Here is a 15,295-nt window from a genome sequence, read left to right on the forward strand (position 1 = left end):
GTTTCGGGGAAGGAAAACGTGTCTCACCGGTCCCCGGCCGGTCTGTGAGATGACCGGCCCCACGAAAAAGGACCCGGACCCCACCGGGGTCCAGGTCCTCGTCCGTAGCGGCGGGGGGACTCGATCCCCCGACCTCACGATTATGAGTCGTGCGCTCTAACCAGCTGAGCTACGCCGCCATGAAATGAGAGCGCCCGTGCCGCGGATACATACTGCGCACGGGCTCTCATTCCAGAGCCCCGACCGGGAATCGATCCCGGGACCTCCATCTTACCAAGATGGCGCTCTACCACTGAGCTATCGGGGCAACGACGTGAAACTCTACCAGCGATTTCCGCGGATGCGAAATCGGGGTGGAGTGCCACGTCCGTCACCGGTCAGTACCGGTCGCGCGAGGGCTTGTCGAAGGACTTCCGACCGCCCTTGAAGCCACCCTTGAAACCGCCCTTGTGCCCGCCCTTGTGGGCCCCGCCGGAGCGGAACGGCTTGCCCTCGCGCTCGGAGCGCGTGGGGCGGCCGGTGTCCAGCTGCAGGCCGATGGGGCGGCCGTTGATGGTGGTGTTGCCCAGGGCGTCCCACTGCTGACCCGTCAGGTTCTCCGGCAGTTCCACGAGGGAGTGGTTCGAACGGATGTCGATGTGCCCGATCTGGCTCGAGCGCAGCCCGGCCTCGTTCGCCAGGGCACCCACGATGTTGCCCGGCTGCACCCGGTCCTGGCGGCCCAGGGAGATCCGGTACGTGGCGTTGCCCTCGGCGGGGCCGCGCTGCGGGCCACGGGAACCCCGGCCGTCCCGCGCGTCGCGGTCGTTGCCGTCGAAGTCCCGGTCGCGGCGGGCCATCTTCGCCGGCGGCAGGTCCGGCTCCTCGGCCAGCAGCGGCCGCCCGCCCTGGGCCATCTTCGCCAGGGCCGCGGCGACGTCCTCGGGGGCGACGTCGTTCTCCTCCACGTAGGAGTCCACCAGGTCCCGGAAGACCTCCAGCTCGCCCTCGGCCAGGGTCTGGGTGATCTGGGAGCCGAACTTGTCCAGGCGGGAGGAGTTCACGTCCGCCACCGACGGCATGGGCATCTGCTCCACGGTCTGGCGCGTGGCCTTCTCGATGGAGCGCAGCAGGTACTTCTCCCGCGGCGTCATGAACAGCACGGCGTCCCCGGAGCGGCCGGCGCGGCCGGTGCGGCCGATGCGGTGGACGTAGGACTCCGTGTCGTGCGGGATGTCGTAGTTGATGACGTGACTGATGCGCTCCACGTCGAGGCCGCGGGCCGCGACGTCGGTGGCCACCAGGATGTCGATGCGGCCGGCGCGCAGGTTCTCCACGGTCTTCTCGCGCTGGTTCTGCGCCACGTCACCGGAGATGGCGGCGGCGCGGAAGCCACGGGCGTTGAGCTTGGTGGTGAGCTCCTCGGTGGCGTTACGGGTCCGCACGAAGGCGATCACGCCGTCGTGCTCCTCGGTCTCGAGGATGCGGGTCATGGCCTCCAGCTTCCACTGGTGGGTGACCTGGAGGAAGCGCTGGCGGATGTTGCCGGCGGTGGTGTTCTTCGCGGCGACGGTGACCTCGACCGGGTCGTTGAGGTACTTGCCGGAGATGCGCTGGATGGCGCGCGGCATGGTGGCCGAGAACAGGGCGGTCTGCTTCTGGTCCGGGGTGGCGGACAGGATCTGGTCCACCTCCTCGGCGAAGCCCATGCGCAGCATCTCGTCCGCCTCGTCCAGCACCATGTACTGCAGGTCGGACAGGTCCAGGGACCCCTTCTGGAGGTGGTCGATCACACGCCCCGGGGTGCCCACGACGACCTGGGCGCCGCGGCGGAGCCCGGACAGCTGCGGCCCGTAGGGCGCACCGCCGTAGACGGGCAGCACGGTGACGCCCTTGATGTGCTTGGCGTAGGTGGTGAAGGCCTCGGCGACCTGCAGGGCCAGTTCGCGGGTCGGGGCGAGCACGAGGATCTGCGGGGTGCTCGCGGGGCCGTTGACGTCGGCGAGCTCGGCGAGCCGGGACAGCGCCGGGACGGCGAAGGCGGCGGTCTTGCCGGTACCGGTCTGGGCCAGCCCGACGACGTCGCGGCCCTCCAGCAGCAGCGGGATGGTCTCGGCCTGGATCGGCGAGGGGGTCTCGTAGCCGAGGTCCTCGATGGCGGCCAGGACCCGGCTGTCGATGCCGAGGGTGGAGAAGGCCGGGCCCGCCGGGGTCTCGGTCAGGATGTCGGTCTCGGTCTCGGCCTGGGCGTGGTCATTCTGGGCGTGTTCGGACACGGGTGTTCCTTTTCAGGGTCGGGTGTGCGGCCGGTTGGGCGCCGCAACGCAACGGATTGCTTCTCTCCGGTGCTCCCCGAGGCGCGGTCCAACATCACGCCCGTTCCATACTCACCTGGCGGTCCGCGCCCGGCCGGTTCCGTCAGGGGATGGTCACCGCACGGGCGGGCCACGACCTCGACGGAGGAACGGCTGGGGTGTGAAGGACCGGCCGCCCGCTGCTCCGACACGGTGTCGGGAGGGGCCACACAACTCGACGCCCTTCGCGAGGGCGTACACAGGGGTTCTGACCGGAATGGTGCCTCAAGTCTAACGCATCCCGTGCCCCGGCCCTGCCGTTAGGCTCGAGACGTGCCTCACGAGAACCCCGACCACCGCCTCGCCCGCGCCGCCGGCAAGGCCACGCGCTCGTTCCTCGACGGACAGCGGCAGGACGCCGAGCGGGCCCGCGCCGCCCGTCAGGAGCGGGCGGAGGCCGAGGCCCGGCTCGAGCGCGAGGAGCGGCGACGTCGCCAGGCGCGCGCCGACGTCGGGGGCTCCGTGCTGCTGCGGACCGCCCGCTGGTGGTGGGGTGCGGTGACGGCGCTGTTCCTCCTGCTGGCCACGGCGTTCCTGGTGGCCGGTCTCACGGGCCGCACCGACGTCGTCCCAGAGACACCGCTCGACGGTGCGGCCGGCCAGTACGTCCTGGCCGGCCTCACCGGCGTGCTCACCGTCGCCACCGGGATCGGTGCCGTCCAGCTGATGCGCGGCCGGCGCAGTGCCGCCGGCCTGCTGACCGGGGTCGCGGTGATCGTGGGCATCCCCCTGGTCGTGCGCGGCAATCCCGCCCTGATCGCCATCGCCGCGGTCCTGCTGGCGGGGGCCGCCCTGCTGTGGCTGCCCCCGGTGCGCCGCCGGCTCAGAGCGAGCTGATCGCCCGGTCCAGGTCGTCGATCAGGTCGGCCACGTCCTCGATGCCCACGGACAGTCGCACCAGGTTGTCCGGCACGGCCAGCTCGGTGCCGGCCACGGAGGCGTGGGTCATCTCGGCCGGGTAGTTCATCAGCGACTCGATGCCGCCCAGGGACTCGGCGAGCTGGAACAGCCGCGTGGACTCGGCCACCTTCTTCGCGGCCGCGGCCCCGCCCGTGAACTGCACGGAGACCATGCCGCCGAAGCCGCGCATCTGCCGCGCGGCCAGCTCGTGGCCGGGGTGGTCCGGCAGCCCCGGGTAGAGGACGCGCTCCACGCCGGGACGGTCCTGCAGCCAGGTGGCGATCGTGGAGGCGTTGGCCACGTGCCGGTCCATCCGCACGCCCAGGGTCTTGAGACCGCGGGTGGTCAGATAGGCGTCCAGGGGGCCGTTGACCGCGCCGGCGGCGAACTGCTGGAACTGGACCTTGTCCGCGATCTCCGGGTCGTTGACCACCACGGCACCCCCGATCACGTCCGAGTGCCCGCCGATGTACTTCGTCGTGGAGTGCACCACGACGTCCGCGCCCAGCTCGAGCGGAAGCTGGAGGTAGGGCGTGGCGAAGGTGTTGTCCACCACGAGCAGCGCGCCACCGGAGTGGGCGACGTCCGCGAGGGCGGCGATGTCGGAGACCTTCATCAGCGGATTGGAGGGGGTCTCCAGCCACAGGATGGAGGCCTTCGAGGCGGCCATGGCCTGCTCGACGGCGTTCACGTCACCCATGTCCACCACCGTGTGACCGATGCCCCACGGGCCCAGGATCCTGTCGATGAGGCGGTAGGTGCCGCCGTAGACGTCGTTGCCCATGACGATGTGGGCCCCGGGGGCGGCCACGGCGTGGATCAGCGCGTTCTCGGCGGCCAGCCCCGAGCCGAAGGTGAAGGCCCGCGCGGCGCCGTCCACGCCACCCTCGAGGGCGGCGAGCTGCTCCTGCAGGGCGTCACGGGTGGGGTTGGTGCCGCGGCCGTAGTCATAACCCCGGCGCAGGGTGCCGATGGACTCCGGGGCGTAGGTGGTGGACAGGTGCACCGGCGGCACGACCGCGCCGGTGATCGGCTCGAAGGCCTGGCCGGCGTGGATCGCGCGGGTGTTGAAGCCCGCTGTGGGGTGGAGGGTGTAGTCGTAGTCCTCCGCCCCGGCGGGCCGGTCGGTCTGGACGTTCTCGGCGGGCTCGGCGGCACGTTCGGTCATGACGGATCCTTTCAGCGGGACAACGGGAGAGCGGGAGAGCAGGTCAGCGGGCCACGCGGGCCAGCAGGTCGTGCAGGGTGACGATGCCGGTCACCACGCCGTGGTGGGTGGCCATCAGGGCGGGAGCGGTGCGCAGGGCCTCGCGGGCCTGGGCCAGGGTCGCGTGGACGTTGACCTTCGGCAGGGCCGGGCCGGCGTGGTCGAGGACCGCGTCCGTCGGCAGGGCCCGGCCGGAGGCCAGCAGGTCGGTCAGCGCCCCCACGTCCACCGCGCCGAGCACCTCGCCCACGCGCAGGTCGTCGCGCGGGGCGCTGACCACCGGCAGGGCGTCCACGCCGAAGCGGTTCATGGTGGAGATCGCGTCGGCCAGGGTGGCGTCCTTCGGGGCCGTCACGACGTCCGGCAGGGATCCGGGCAGCACCGAGGACTTCGCGGCCAGCAGGTCCTTCACGGTGCCCTCCCAGTGACCCGTGGGGGCACCACCCGCGGCACCCGGTGCGGTGGCGGCGCCGACGTCGGGGACTCCCCCGGGCACCCCGCCGGCCGGCAGCACGGACTCGGCCGGCGCCGTCTCGAAGCCCTGCTCGTCCATCCAGCCGTCGTTGAAGATCTTGCCCAGGTAACCGCGGCCGGAGTCCGGCAGGATGATCACCATGACGTCGTCCTCGCCGAGGTCACGGGCGGCCTGCAGCCCGGCCACGACGGCCATCCCGGAGGACCCGCCCACGAGCAGCCCCTCCTCGGCCGCCAGCCGGCGGGTCATCTCGAAGGAGGCGGCGTCGTCCACCGCGATCACCTCGTCCGGCACGGACGGGTCGTAGTTGCCGGGCATCATGTCCTCGCCGACGCCCTCCACGAAGTACGGGCGGCCGGTGCCGCCGGAGTAGATGGAGCCGTCCGGGTCCGCGACGACCACCTTGACCGGGCCCGACGCGCGGCCGGCCGAGACCTCTTTGAGGTACCGGCCGGTGCCGGTGACGGTCCCGCCGGTGCCGGCGCCGATGACGACGTGGGTCAGGCGTCCGGCGGTGTCCCGCCAGATCTCCGGGCCGGTGGTCTGGTAGTGGGACTGCGGGGCGGAGGGGTTGAAGAACTGGTTCGGCTGGTAGGCGCCCGGGATGTCCCGCTCGAGGCGGTTGGCCACGCCGTAGTAGGACTCCTCGGACTCCGGGGCCACGGAGGTCTTGGTGACGACGACCTCGGCGCCGTAGGCCCGCAGCACGTCCCGCTTCTCCTGGCCGACCTTGTCCGGGGTGACGAAGACGGAGTGGTAGCCCTTGAGCTGGGCCACCAGTGCCAGGCCGACGCCGGTGTTGCCGGAGGTCGGCTCGACCACGGTGCCGCCGGCGGCCAGCTTCCCCTCGGCCTCGGCGTTCTCGATCATCGCCAGGGCGATGCGGTCCTTCACCGATCCGCCCGGGTTGAGGTACTCGGGCTTGACCAGCACGGTGGCGCTGATGCCCTCGGTGACCCGGTTGAGCTTCACCAGCGGGGTGTTGCCGATGAGCCCGAGAACGTTCTCGGCGTAGTGCATCTGCTCTGTCATGGGCTCCACGCTACCGCCGGGCCGGTCCGGGGCGGCAATAGCGTGAATCCGCGTGACCGCTGGCGTGCGGGAGAATGGAGGGATGCACACGACCACCCCCTCCGGCACCCTGCCGGCCCCGGATGCGGGGGTGATCCTGGAGCCGGGGATCCCGGTGGACGTGCGGCTGACGCTGGGGGTGCTGCAGCGCGGTCACGCCGATCCCACGGTGCAGTCCCGCCCCGAGGGGGTCTGGCTGTGCTTCCGCCAGCCCGGCGCCGGGGATCCCGTGACGCTGCTCGTCCGCCCGGCGCCGTCCCCACTGGCGCCCGGCCGGATCCCGGTGCTGGCCTGGGGGCCGGGTGCCCAGGCGGCGGTGGCCGCCGCGCCGTCCCTGCTGGGGCTCGACGACGACTGGTCCGGTTTCGACGCGCTGCTCGCCTCGGGAGCCTCGGGGCTGCCGCCGGCGGTGGTGCGGGCCCGGCGCGCGCATCCGGGGCTGCGACTGCCGGCGACGGGGCGGGTGGTGGACCAGTTGCTGATGGTCGTGCTGGAACAGAAGGTCACCCACGACCAGGCGCGCTCGGGCTGGCGCTGGCTGGTGCGCGGCTACGGCGAGAGGCCCCCGGGGCCGGCGCCGGAGGGGATGCTGCTGGCGCCCACGGCGGCGGCGGTGCGCCAGGTGCCGAGCTGGGGCTGGCACGCCGGCTGGGTCCAGCCGGCCCAGTCGCGGGCGATGCTGCGGGTGGCGGAGCGGGCCTCCGCGCTGGACCGGCTCGGGGCCGACCCGCTGGGAGCCGACGACGACCCGGCGTCCGTGGTGGGGCGGCTGTGCACCGTGCCGGGGATCGGGCCGTGGACCGCGGCCGAGACGGTCCAGCGCACCCACGGGGCGCCGGACACGGTGGCGGTCGGGGACTTCCACCTGGCCCACCACGTGGGCGAGGCCCTCACGGGCCGGCGCACGGACGATGCCGGGATGCTGCGGCTGCTGGCTCCCTATGCCGGGCACCGCCAGCGCGTGGTCCGGCTGATCGGCCTGTCCGGGTACCGGTTCAGCCGCTTCGGGCCGCGGCTGACGCCGGCGGACCACCGCCGGCGGTGAGCGCTACTGCTGCTGACCCTGCTGTTCGGCGACCTGCTTGTGCACCTCGTCCATGTCCAGGCCCTTGACGGCGGAGACGAGTTCCTCGAGCTGGGTGGCGTTGATCGCGCCGGGCTGGGCGTAGACCAGGACCTTGTCCCGGAAGGCCATCAGGGTGGGGATCGAGGTGATGTTCGCGGCGGCGGCCAGATTGCGCTCGGCCTCGGTGTCCACCTTGGCGAAGACGACGTCCTCGTGCCGTGCGGAAACCTGCTCGTAGACGGGGGCGAACTGCTTGCAGGGGCCGCACCAGTCGGCCCAGAAGTCCACCAGGACGATGTCGTTCTCGGTGAGGGTCGTCTCGAAGTCGGGTTCGGTGATCTCGGTGGTTGCCATCCCCCCACCCTAACCGTGCGGCGGCCGGGTGGATCCGCGGTATCCCCAGGTTGCCAGTGAATGCACAGGCGCCTTCCTCCACAGGGGACCGCCTCCCGCCGGTCCCCCACGGTCGGGCGGATGCCCCCCGGCGGGCGGCCGGCGCCCGTTCCTAGCGTGGCCCTCACCGGCCCCGGCGATCGGGGCCACGACCCCCTGGAGGACGAGATGACGATGACACCGATCCCCCCGAGTCATGGCAAGCGCGGCCCGGCGGGCCCCGGACCGTTGCTGCCCGGGCGCCGCTCGACGGTGATGGTGGTGGTGGAGCGACCGGATCCGGAGGAGGCGTTGCGGGAGTCGATGGACTGGGTCGAGGCGTTCGGGCGGGACTGCGGGCTGGTGCTGGACCCGGAGGCCACGGAGCTCTACGGGGTGGCGAAGGCCGCGGACCTCAAGGACAACCTCAGGCCGCCCCGTGACGGGGCGATCGCCGGGTATCTGGACTTCATCTGCGTGGACGGCGCCTGGCTGCATCCCGGGGACTGCCCGGTGGCCCCGCCGGACTCCAACGGCGCCCCGGCGTGGGCGTGGGCGTACTACCAGGCCGTGATGGGGCTCGACGACGACGCGTTCTGCACGATCTGGGACGTGACGCCCCTGCCCCTCGCGGCGTGAGGACGCCCCCTACCTGGTCTCGGCCCCGATCTCGAGCCCGGGCTCGGGATCGGCCACGGCCACGGCCTCGACCATCGTCTCCGCGCGCAGCTGGCGGCGGATCATCCATGCGTCCAGGGTCACCAGTGCGGCCACCACGAGGAAGCCCAGGACGCCCAGGCCGATCGCCTGGCCCAGGTCGGCGTCCGGCCCGTGCACACCGCGCCGCTCATCCTGCCAGGGCCACAGCACGCGCAGGCCCCCGGCCATCACACCGGTCAGGAGGGTCAGGGTGAGGGTGTGCCAGTGATGCAGCAGCCACTTCAGGACCTTGACCACGACCGCCAGGCCGATCACCATGCCGAGCATGAACAGGCCCAGATAGGCCAGGTCCCGCTCGTCCACGGCACGCAGCGTCGGCTCGTACAGGCCGAAGGTCAGCAGCAGGAAGGACCCGGACAGCCCCGGCAGCACCAGTGCGGAGACCGCGACGGCGGCGGCGGGCACGATCACGGCCGGGTGGGCCTCCACCGAGGTCGGTGGAAGCGAGACCAGGACGAAGGTCCCAGCGGCGGCCGCCAGCCCCGCGGCCAGGTGCCAGGGGCGCAGGCGCAGGTGGGAGACGTCGTCCTGCGCATCGGCCAGGACGCGGCGGTGCTCCAGGTCGTGGAGGATCATGCGGACGGGCACGGCCACGGAGGCCAGGACCATGCCGAAGAACAGCGCGCGGGTCTGCACCGGGTGGGCGTCCACCGCATCGGCCACGGGACCGGCGGCGGTGAACACGGCGGCCACCATGCCCAGCAGCACCGGCAGGACCACGCGCCAGCGGACCAGGCCCAGCCGGCGCCGCACCCCCGCGCCGCGGTCAGGCCCGGTCACCGCGATCCGCAGGGCGGAGATGAGGTGGGAGGCGGAGTCGATGAGGTCGTGGTAGATGCCGACCACGAGGGCCACCGTGCCTCCGGAGACCCCGGGGACGGTCTCGACGAGGCCGATGAGGGCGCCGCGCACCAGGTTCCCGGGCACGGAGGTCTGACGGTGTCTCGGTCCCGGCGCGTGTTCCGGCTCGGGCTCGACGTGATGGGGCATGGTGGTGCAGTCCTCGGGCAGTGGCGGGCAGGCGTGACGGCGGCAGGGGCCCCGACCACGGTAGCAAGGAGTGCCGGGGCGCTCAGTCGCCCTTGACGTTGACGATCTGGCGCAGGGCGTGCCGGACGGAGACCAGGTCCGCGGAGTCGGCCATGACCCGGTCGATCGGCTTGTAGGCGGCCGGGATCTCGTCCAGGAACGCCTCCGTGTCCCGGTACTCGATGCCGGCCATGGCCTCGCGCAACTGGGCGAGGGTGAAGGTCCGGCGGGCGGCCCTGCGGGAGTAGGAGCGTCCGGCCCCGTGCGGGGAGGAGTTCAGCGAGAGTTCGTTGCCCTTGCCGGCCACCACGTAGGAGGCGGTGCCCATGGATCCGGGGATCAGTCCCGGCTCCCCCGCCGTGGCCCGGATGGCGCCCTTGCGCGAGACCCAGACCTGCCGGCCGAAGTGGTGCTCGGACTCGGTGAAGTTGTGGTGGCAGTTGATCCTCTCCTGCTCCTGCACCGGGGCCCGCATCCAGTCCGAGACCTGGCGCAGGACGCGGTCCATCATCTCCTCGCGGTTGAGCAGCGCGAAGTGCTGGGCCCAGCGCAGCTCGCGGATGTACCGGTCGAACTCCTCGGTGCCCTCGTCCAGGTAGGCGAGGTCCGGGTGCGGCAGGCTGACCCCCGAGCGGCGCGCCCGGGCCGTGGCCACCTGGATGTGGTGCTGGGCGATCCGGTTACCCACCCCGCGGGAACCGGAATGCAGGAACGTCCAGACCCGGTCCTGCTCGTCCACGCAGATCTCGATGAAGTGGTTGCCCGAGCCCAGTGATCCCAGCTGCAGTTCCCAGTTCCCGGCGTAGGAGGCCGGGTCGAGGCCGGCCGCCGCGGCGGCGTCGGCCAGCTCGGACAGTCGCGGGGCCGCCGTCGGGCTGACCGTCCTGTTGTAGTGGCCGGCGCTCAGGGGCACGGCCCGCTCGATGGCCCGCCGCACCGCGGCGCGGTCCTGCGGGAGGTCGGACGCGGAGAACTGGGTGCGCACGGCGATCATGCCGCAGCCGATGTCCACGCCCACGGCGGCCGGGATGATGGTCCCCAGCGTGGGGATGACCGAGCCCACCGTGGCGCCCTTGCCCAGGTGGGCGTCGGGCATCAGGGCCACGTGGGGGTGGATGAACGGCAGCCGGGAGGTGGCGAGGGCCTGCTCGCGGGTCTGTTCGTCCAGCAGGGAGGCCCAGCTGACGAGCCGGTCGGTGATGTGCTCCATGGTCACCATGGTGCCGTGCGGGCCCGGGAAGGCCGAAGGCCCCGGGACCGTGGTGGTCCCGGGGCCTTGGCGCCGTTCACTGGTGGCAGATGAGGGATTCGAACCCCCGTAGGCAATGCCAGCTGATTTACAGTCAGCCCCCTTTGGCCGCTCGGGTAATCTGCCGCGGGCCCTCCCCGGACGCATCCGTGGAGCAGGCGAGAACTCACTTTACCGGAGCCCTGCCCTGATTCTGAAATCCGTGACGGGTAGGCTGGCCACGACACCGGAAACCACCCCCCACGGAAGAGGAGACATGGCCAGCGATTCGACGTTCGACGTGGTCAGCAAGGTCGACAAGCAGGAGGTCAGCAACGCGCTGAACCAGGCCCAGCGCGCAGCGGTACGACTTCAAGGGCGTCGGCGCGGAACTCGACTTCAGCGGGGAGTCCATCCTGATGAAGGCGAACTCCGAGGAGCGCGTCAAGGCGGTTCTGGACGTGTTCCAGTCCAAGCTCGTCAAGCGCAACATCTCCCTGAAGTCCCTGGACGCCGGCGAGCCGTATGCCTCCGGCAAGGAGTACCGCCTGGAGGCCTCCATCAAGGAGGGCATCGACCAGCCCACCGCGAAGAAGATCACCAAGCTGATCCGTGACGAGGGACCGAAGTCGGTCAAGGCCACCATCCAGGGCGACGAGCTGAGGGTCTCCTCCAAGTCACGGGACGACCTGCAGTCGACCATCGCCCTGCTCAAGGACTTCGAGGACGCCGACCTGCAGTTCATCAACTTCCGCTAGGAGACGCCGTGCTCTACCTGATCACCCCGGACAGCACCGTCTACACCGCCGACATCGAGCTCGGCCTCGCCCTGGCCGATGAGAAGGCCGGCCGACGCCGCCTGGCCGACCTGGACTGGCGGCCGGACCCGGGCACGGTGGAACCGGCACGGCTGCTGGCCCTGGCCCTGCGGCACGGCATCGACGCCCGCCGGGGCCTGGTGGTGCACGGCGGGTTCGTGGCGCAGGCGCTGGAACCCGACCGGCTCAGGGCCGTGCAGCAGAACCACCGGCTGGTGACCCAGCAGCTGGAGTCGATCGCGGACGAGCCCCGGTTCGAGGACCGGGCCTGGTTCCGGCACGAGCGGGCGGTGGCGGAGGAGGCCCGGCAGGCCTCCAACGGCGCCCTGCGCGAGGCCGAGAAGAGGGCGGAGGAGCTGGCCGAGGACCCCGTGCAGGACCACCTGGTCCGGGCCTGGCAGCGCGCCGGAGGGCTGGCCCCGGCCGAGTGACTCAGCCGAGCTGGCGGGCCATGCCCTCCAGCCGCCGGACGCGGTCGCCCATCGGCGGGTGCGTGGAGAACAGCTTCCGCACGTCCCGGAACGGGTTGGCGATCATCAGGTGCGCGGTGGTCTCCAGCCGGGGCTCCTGCGGCAGGGGCGCGGCCTGGATCCCGTGCTCCAGCTTGTACAGGGCCGAGGCCAGTGCCAGCGGGTCACCGGTCAGCTTCGCCCCGTCCTCGTCCGCGTCGTACTCCCGGGTCCGCGAGATGGACATCTGGATCAGGGACGCCGCGATCGGGGCGAGCAGCGACAGGGCGATCAGGGCCAGCGGGTTGACGTTGCGGTTGTCCCGGCCGGCCCCGAAGAACATCAGGAACTGCGCCACCGAGGTGATGACGCCGGCCATGGCCGCCGCCACGGAGGACGTCAGGATGTCCCGGTTGTACACGTGCATCAGCTCGTGCCCGAGCACGCCGCGCAGTTCCCGGGCGTTGAGCATCCGCAGGATCCCCTCGGTACAGCACACGGCGGCGTGCTGCGGGCTCCGTCCGGTCGCGAAGGCGTTCGGGGACGGCGTGGGCGCCACGTAGAGCCGCGGCATCGGCTGGCCGGCCCGGTCGGAGAGCTCGCGGACGATCCGGTACATCTCCGGCTGCTCGGCCTCGGTGACCGGGTAGGCGTGCATGGACCGGATGGCGATCTTGTCGCTGTTCCAGTAGCTGTAGGCGGTGGAGGCCACGCCGATCAGCGCGAAGACCCAGATCCACGCCGCCCGTCCGGTGCCGGCGGCGATCGCGCCACCGATGGCCAGCAGCACGGCGAACATGCCCGCGAACAGCAGGGTCGTCTTCAGTCCGTTGTTGTGGCGGTGCACGCCCACGTCCTCTCGGGTCTCGTGTCCGCTACAACGCAGCCCGGCCCCCGCAGATTCCCCGCGGGGCCGGGCTGCGGAGGCCGGCGGCGATCACTGCGCGCGGCTGATGTCCACCATCTCCTCGCGCGCGACCACCTTGACGCGCTCGCGCTCGACCGGACCGGACTCGGTGGCCGCGGCGCCCAGGGAGAGCTCGTGGGCGTCCAGCTTCAGCCAGCCCTCCCACGTGGTGTACCGGACCCCGCGCTCGGTGAGCAGGTCCAGGATCGACTGCTCGTCCGGGACCTCGGCCGTCCACAGATCGGACTGGTCCTCCAGCAGGCACCCGATCGTCTCCAGGGCATCGCCCTTGGTGTGGCCGATCAGGCCCACGGGGCCGCGCTTGATCCAACCCGAGGTGTAGACACCGGGCACCGGGGTGCCGTTCCCGTCCAGGACCCGGCCGGCGTCGTTGGGGATGACGCCCCGGCGCTCGTCGAAGGCGAGCCCGGGCACCGGGGACCCGTGGTAGCCGATGGCGCGGTAGACGGCCTGGACCGGGTAGTCGGTGTACTCCCCCGTGCCCTTCACGTTGCCGGTGCCGTCCAGTTCCATGCGCTCCATGCGCAGCCCGGTGACCGCACCGTCCTCGCCGAGGACCTCCACCGGTTGCTGCAGGAAGTGCAGGTGCAGCCGGCGCGAGGCCCCGGTGTCCTTTTCCTCGACCAGCCAGTTGGTCAGCGTGCCGACCATGGTCTTGACCTGGTTGTTGGAGGCGGCCGCCTCCTCGGAGGCGGCGTCGAACTCGAAGTCCTCCGGGTAGAGCACGATGTCCACGTCCTTCGAGTGCGCCAGCTCGCGCAGCTCCAGCGGGGTGAACTTCACCTGGGCGGGGCCGCGGCGGCCGAAGACGTGCACGTCCGTCACCGGGGAGGCCTTCAGGCCGGCGTACACGTTCTCCGGGATCTCGGTCACCAGCAGGTCATCGGCGTGCTTGGAGAGCATCCGGGCCACGTCCAGGGCCACGTTGCCGTTGCCGATCACCGCGACCTCCTTGGCGGTCAGCGGCCACTCGCGGTCCACGTCCGGGTGGCCGTCGTACCAGGACACGAAGTCGGCGGCGCCGAAGGAGCCCTCGAGCCCGATGCCCGGGATGTCCAGGTCGGCGTCCCGGATGGCACCGGTGGAGAAGACGACCGCGTCGTAGTGGCGGCGCAGGTCCTCCAGGGTCAGGTCGGTGCCGAAGTCCACGTCCCCCAGGAAGCGGATGTCACCGCGGTCCATCACCTTGTGCAGGGCCTTGACGATGCCCTTGATCCGCGGGTGGTCCGGGGCCACGCCGTAGCGGATCAGCCCGTACGGGGCGGGGTAGCGGTCGAACAGGTCGATACTGAGCTCGAAGTCCCGTTCGGCCTTGGTCAGCAGGTCTGCCGTATACACGCCAGCCGGCCCGGCTCCGACGATCGCGAGGCGAAGGGGGCGGTCGGGGGCAGAGGTCACGAAGTGTCCTTCCGTAAGACGAGAGAGCAGACAGCACTCCAGTCTATCCTCCGGGCGACGGCGAGGGGCGGTGACGTGCACCTCCGTGGTGCAGGTCACCGCCCCTGGGTGGTGAGAACCGGGGGATCAGGCGCGCATGCCGGCGATGGCGCCGGAGGCACGGGAGTGCGCGGTGGCCGCGGTGTCGTCGTTCTTCTCCATCAGCTCACGGGCCTGCACGACCAGGGCCCGCACGGCGTCGGCGGCCTCGAGCCACTTCTGCTCGACCATGTCGTAGTCGGCGTCGTTGTCCGTGGCCTGGTAGTTGGAGGCGACGTAGTTCTTCTGGGACTCGCGGTCACCGATGATGCCCTCGATGCGGCCGGTGATGGCGGCGACCTCGGCCTCGTAGGAGGCGGCTGCGCCGGAGTCGTAGGAGATGGTGCTCATGGGTCATGGTCCTTTCGGGGGTCGGGTGGGAGGGGCGAGGGGTGCGCCGGGCGGCTCAGCGGCCCATCGGGAAGTCGACCGGCTGGGCCTCGGCGTCCGAGGTCATCGTCTCCTCCTGGTCGACGTAGGACTTGTACATCTCGCCCTGGCCGACGTTGATCAGGCCCAACGCCTCGTACAGCTTCTTCTCGCAGGCGTCGACCTCGACCATGAAGTTGTTGTAGGCCACGGCACCGGAGCCCTTGAAGGTGTGCTTGAGCTGCTCCACGGCGTTCTCGAGGTTCACGACCTCGGCGAGCAGCTGCTCCCCGGAGTCACCGGAGTCCTGCATGGACTTGTGGAAGACGTCGATGTCCGTCATCTCGAGCTTCATGAGCTGGTTCATCCCCTTGGGTGTCATAGGCCCGGTGGCCCCGTGGCGTGTGGTCCCATCCTCCGAGCCCGGGCCGGGGAGAGTCAACCGGCCCCGATGGGGAGAACTACCCATGTCCGGCCGGTATGGGGTGTCCGTCCGGGGCCGCCGGGACTGGAATGATAGGCAGGGTCGGTGACGGGACACGAGAGGGGGATCGCAGCCCATGGCGATGGACTTCGACGCGCAGCTGATCGAATCGGTGGAGGTGCGCCGGAACCGGCTGACGTCCGCCTTCCTCTTCGGCGCCAACCCCACCGAGCGGCGCTGGCGGGAACGGACCCGGGTCCTCGTCTACGGCGTGGTCACCGCGGCCCTGGCCTGCGCCCTGTGCGTGGCGATCTCCTTCGTGGTCATGGTCATCACCAACTGGCAGGACGAACGTGCCGAGCGCGAACAGCGCCAGAGCCAGTCCCTGAACGCCGCCCCCTCCTCCTCCCCGTTGCCCGGAAGGTCCTGA

Annotated in this window: 15 protein-coding genes, 3 tRNA genes and 1 pseudogene; 6 read left to right on the forward strand and 13 right to left on the reverse strand. The window is 71.3% G+C overall.

The genetic code is table 11. From position 1 onward, the window contains the following. Positions 1-105: 105 nt before the first annotated feature. From GGQ69_RS10045 to GGQ69_RS10055, 3 genes are all read right to left on the reverse strand, one after another. A tRNA-Met gene (locus tag GGQ69_RS10045) sits at positions 106-179 on the reverse strand. A 56-nt stretch (positions 180-235) separates the two neighbouring features. Further along, positions 236-307: transfer RNA gene (locus GGQ69_RS10050), tRNA-Thr, on the reverse strand. Between the two features lie 70 nt (positions 308-377). Beyond that, the gene (locus GGQ69_RS10055) at positions 378-2,255 is read right to left on the reverse strand and encodes a DEAD/DEAH box helicase (RefSeq protein ID WP_183527639.1); all 1,878 of its coding nucleotides are present in this window, start codon (positions 2,253-2,255) and stop codon (positions 378-380) included. A 351-nt stretch (positions 2,256-2,606) separates the two neighbouring features. On the opposite strand from GGQ69_RS10055, the gene GGQ69_RS10060 reads away from it, so the two are divergent. Further along, positions 2,607-3,170 (forward strand): hypothetical protein, encoded by a 564-nt coding sequence (locus tag GGQ69_RS10060; RefSeq protein WP_183527641.1) that lies wholly within the window; start codon positions 2,607-2,609, stop codon positions 3,168-3,170. On the opposite strand, the gene GGQ69_RS10065 is transcribed toward GGQ69_RS10060, so the two are convergent. Together GGQ69_RS10065 and GGQ69_RS10070 are read right to left on the reverse strand one after the other, a co-directional pair. Continuing rightward, positions 3,157-4,401 (reverse strand): cystathionine gamma-synthase, encoded by a 1,245-nt coding sequence (locus tag GGQ69_RS10065; protein ID WP_183527643.1) that lies wholly within the window; start codon positions 4,399-4,401, stop codon positions 3,157-3,159. The two genes, GGQ69_RS10060 and GGQ69_RS10065, sit on opposite strands and share 14 nt — an antisense overlap. A gap of 43 nt (positions 4,402-4,444) precedes the next feature. After that, positions 4,445-5,935, reverse strand: a complete 1,491-nt coding sequence (locus GGQ69_RS10070) for a cystathionine beta-synthase (RefSeq protein WP_183528553.1) — start codon at positions 5,933-5,935, stop codon at positions 4,445-4,447. 94 nt (positions 5,936-6,029) lie between these two features. Between GGQ69_RS10070 and GGQ69_RS10075 the strand changes: the two genes are divergently transcribed. Next, entirely contained in the window at positions 6,030-7,031 is a 1,002-nt protein-coding gene (locus GGQ69_RS10075; RefSeq protein WP_183527644.1) for a DNA-3-methyladenine glycosylase, read from the forward strand. A gap of 3 nt (positions 7,032-7,034) precedes the next feature. Here the strand turns inward: GGQ69_RS10075 and trxA are convergent, their stop codons facing one another. After that, a complete protein-coding gene (trxA, locus tag GGQ69_RS10080; protein ID WP_183527646.1) occupies positions 7,035-7,406 on the reverse strand; it encodes a thioredoxin in 372 nt (123 codons plus the stop codon). A gap of 207 nt (positions 7,407-7,613) precedes the next feature. Between trxA and GGQ69_RS10085 the strand changes: the two genes are divergently transcribed. Continuing rightward, entirely contained in the window at positions 7,614-8,063 is a 450-nt protein-coding gene (locus GGQ69_RS10085) for a hypothetical protein (RefSeq protein WP_183527648.1), read from the forward strand. Positions 8,064-8,072: 9 nt separating this feature from the next. Here the strand turns inward: GGQ69_RS10085 and GGQ69_RS10090 are convergent, their stop codons facing one another. The 3 genes from GGQ69_RS10090 to GGQ69_RS10100 form a co-directional block, all read right to left on the reverse strand. Then, the gene (locus GGQ69_RS10090; RefSeq protein WP_183527649.1) at positions 8,073-9,134 is read right to left on the reverse strand and encodes a DUF368 domain-containing protein; all 1,062 of its coding nucleotides are present in this window, start codon (positions 9,132-9,134) and stop codon (positions 8,073-8,075) included. Between the two features lie 82 nt (positions 9,135-9,216). Then, positions 9,217-10,383: an RtcB family protein gene (locus GGQ69_RS10095; RefSeq protein ID WP_183527651.1), complete on the reverse strand. Its 1,167-nt coding sequence runs from the start codon at positions 10,381-10,383 to the stop codon at positions 9,217-9,219. Between the two features lie 80 nt (positions 10,384-10,463). Continuing rightward, positions 10,464-10,548, reverse strand: a tRNA-Tyr gene (locus GGQ69_RS10100). 130 nt (positions 10,549-10,678) lie between these two features. Here GGQ69_RS10100 and GGQ69_RS10105 point away from each other — a divergent pair. Both GGQ69_RS10105 and GGQ69_RS10110 read left to right on the forward strand, forming a co-directional pair. Beyond that, positions 10,679-11,159: pseudogene (locus tag GGQ69_RS10105) on the forward strand (YajQ family cyclic di-GMP-binding protein). 8 nt (positions 11,160-11,167) lie between these two features. Then, positions 11,168-11,650, forward strand: coding sequence for a hypothetical protein (locus GGQ69_RS10110; RefSeq protein ID WP_183527653.1), 483 nt, complete (start codon positions 11,168-11,170; stop codon positions 11,648-11,650). A 1-nt stretch (position 11,651) separates the two neighbouring features. Here GGQ69_RS10110 and htpX read toward each other — a convergent pair whose 3' ends face one another. The 4 genes from htpX to GGQ69_RS10130 all read right to left on the reverse strand — a co-directional run bounded on the left by htpX (position 11,652) and on the right by GGQ69_RS10130 (position 14,808). Next, on the reverse strand, positions 11,652-12,515 hold the full coding sequence (htpX, locus tag GGQ69_RS10115; RefSeq protein WP_183527655.1) for a zinc metalloprotease HtpX: 864 nt from the start codon (positions 12,513-12,515) through the stop codon (positions 11,652-11,654). Between the two features lie 90 nt (positions 12,516-12,605). Continuing rightward, on the reverse strand, positions 12,606-13,994 hold the full coding sequence (locus GGQ69_RS10120) for an FAD-dependent oxidoreductase (RefSeq protein ID WP_183527657.1): 1,389 nt from the start codon (positions 13,992-13,994) through the stop codon (positions 12,606-12,608). 126 nt (positions 13,995-14,120) lie between these two features. After that, positions 14,121-14,423 carry a hypothetical protein gene (locus tag GGQ69_RS10125; protein ID WP_010143170.1) on the reverse strand — a complete coding sequence of 101 codons (303 nt, stop codon included), beginning with the start codon at positions 14,421-14,423 and terminating at the stop codon, positions 14,121-14,123. Between the two features lie 55 nt (positions 14,424-14,478). Next, complete coding sequence (locus GGQ69_RS10130) at positions 14,479-14,808, reverse strand: hypothetical protein (RefSeq protein ID WP_010143169.1); 330 nt, start codon at positions 14,806-14,808, stop codon at positions 14,479-14,481. A gap of 193 nt (positions 14,809-15,001) precedes the next feature. Here GGQ69_RS10130 and GGQ69_RS10135 point away from each other — a divergent pair, with 193 nt between their 5' ends. After that, positions 15,002-15,295: a hypothetical protein gene (locus GGQ69_RS10135; RefSeq protein ID WP_183527659.1), complete on the forward strand. Its 294-nt coding sequence runs from the start codon at positions 15,002-15,004 to the stop codon at positions 15,293-15,295.

Origin of the sequence: Micrococcus sp. TA1 (genome assembly GCF_014199555.1) — a bacterium.
Classification (GTDB): Bacteria; Actinomycetota; Actinomycetes; order Actinomycetales; family Micrococcaceae; genus Citricoccus.

Excerpts from the sequence above, each read along its gene's own strand:
- GGQ69_RS10090 (WP_183527649.1), bottom strand. The coding sequence starts at position 9,134 with ATGCCCCATCACGTCGAGCCCGAGCCGGAACACGCGCCGGGACCGAGA.
- GGQ69_RS10135 (WP_183527659.1), top strand. The coding sequence starts at position 15,002 with ATGGCGATGGACTTCGACGCGCAGCTGATCGAATCGGTGGAGGTGCGC.
- GGQ69_RS10130 (WP_010143169.1), bottom strand. The coding sequence starts at position 14,808 with ATGAACCAGCTCATGAAGCTCGAGATGACGGACATCGACGTCTTCCAC.
- GGQ69_RS10095 (WP_183527651.1), bottom strand. The coding sequence starts at position 10,383 with ATGGAGCACATCACCGACCGGCTCGTCAGCTGGGCCTCCCTGCTGGAC.
- GGQ69_RS10085 (WP_183527648.1), top strand. The coding sequence starts at position 7,614 with ATGACGATGACACCGATCCCCCCGAGTCATGGCAAGCGCGGCCCGGCG.
- GGQ69_RS10125 (WP_010143170.1), bottom strand. The coding sequence starts at position 14,423 with ATGAGCACCATCTCCTACGACTCCGGCGCAGCCGCCTCCTACGAGGCC.
- trxA (WP_183527646.1), bottom strand. The coding sequence starts at position 7,406 with ATGGCAACCACCGAGATCACCGAACCCGACTTCGAGACGACCCTCACC.
- GGQ69_RS10070 (WP_183528553.1), bottom strand. The coding sequence starts at position 5,935 with ATGCACTACGCCGAGAACGTTCTCGGGCTCATCGGCAACACCCCGCTG.
- GGQ69_RS10065 (WP_183527643.1), bottom strand. The coding sequence starts at position 4,401 with ATGACCGAACGTGCCGCCGAGCCCGCCGAGAACGTCCAGACCGACCGG.
- GGQ69_RS10075 (WP_183527644.1), top strand. The coding sequence starts at position 6,030 with ATGCACACGACCACCCCCTCCGGCACCCTGCCGGCCCCGGATGCGGGG.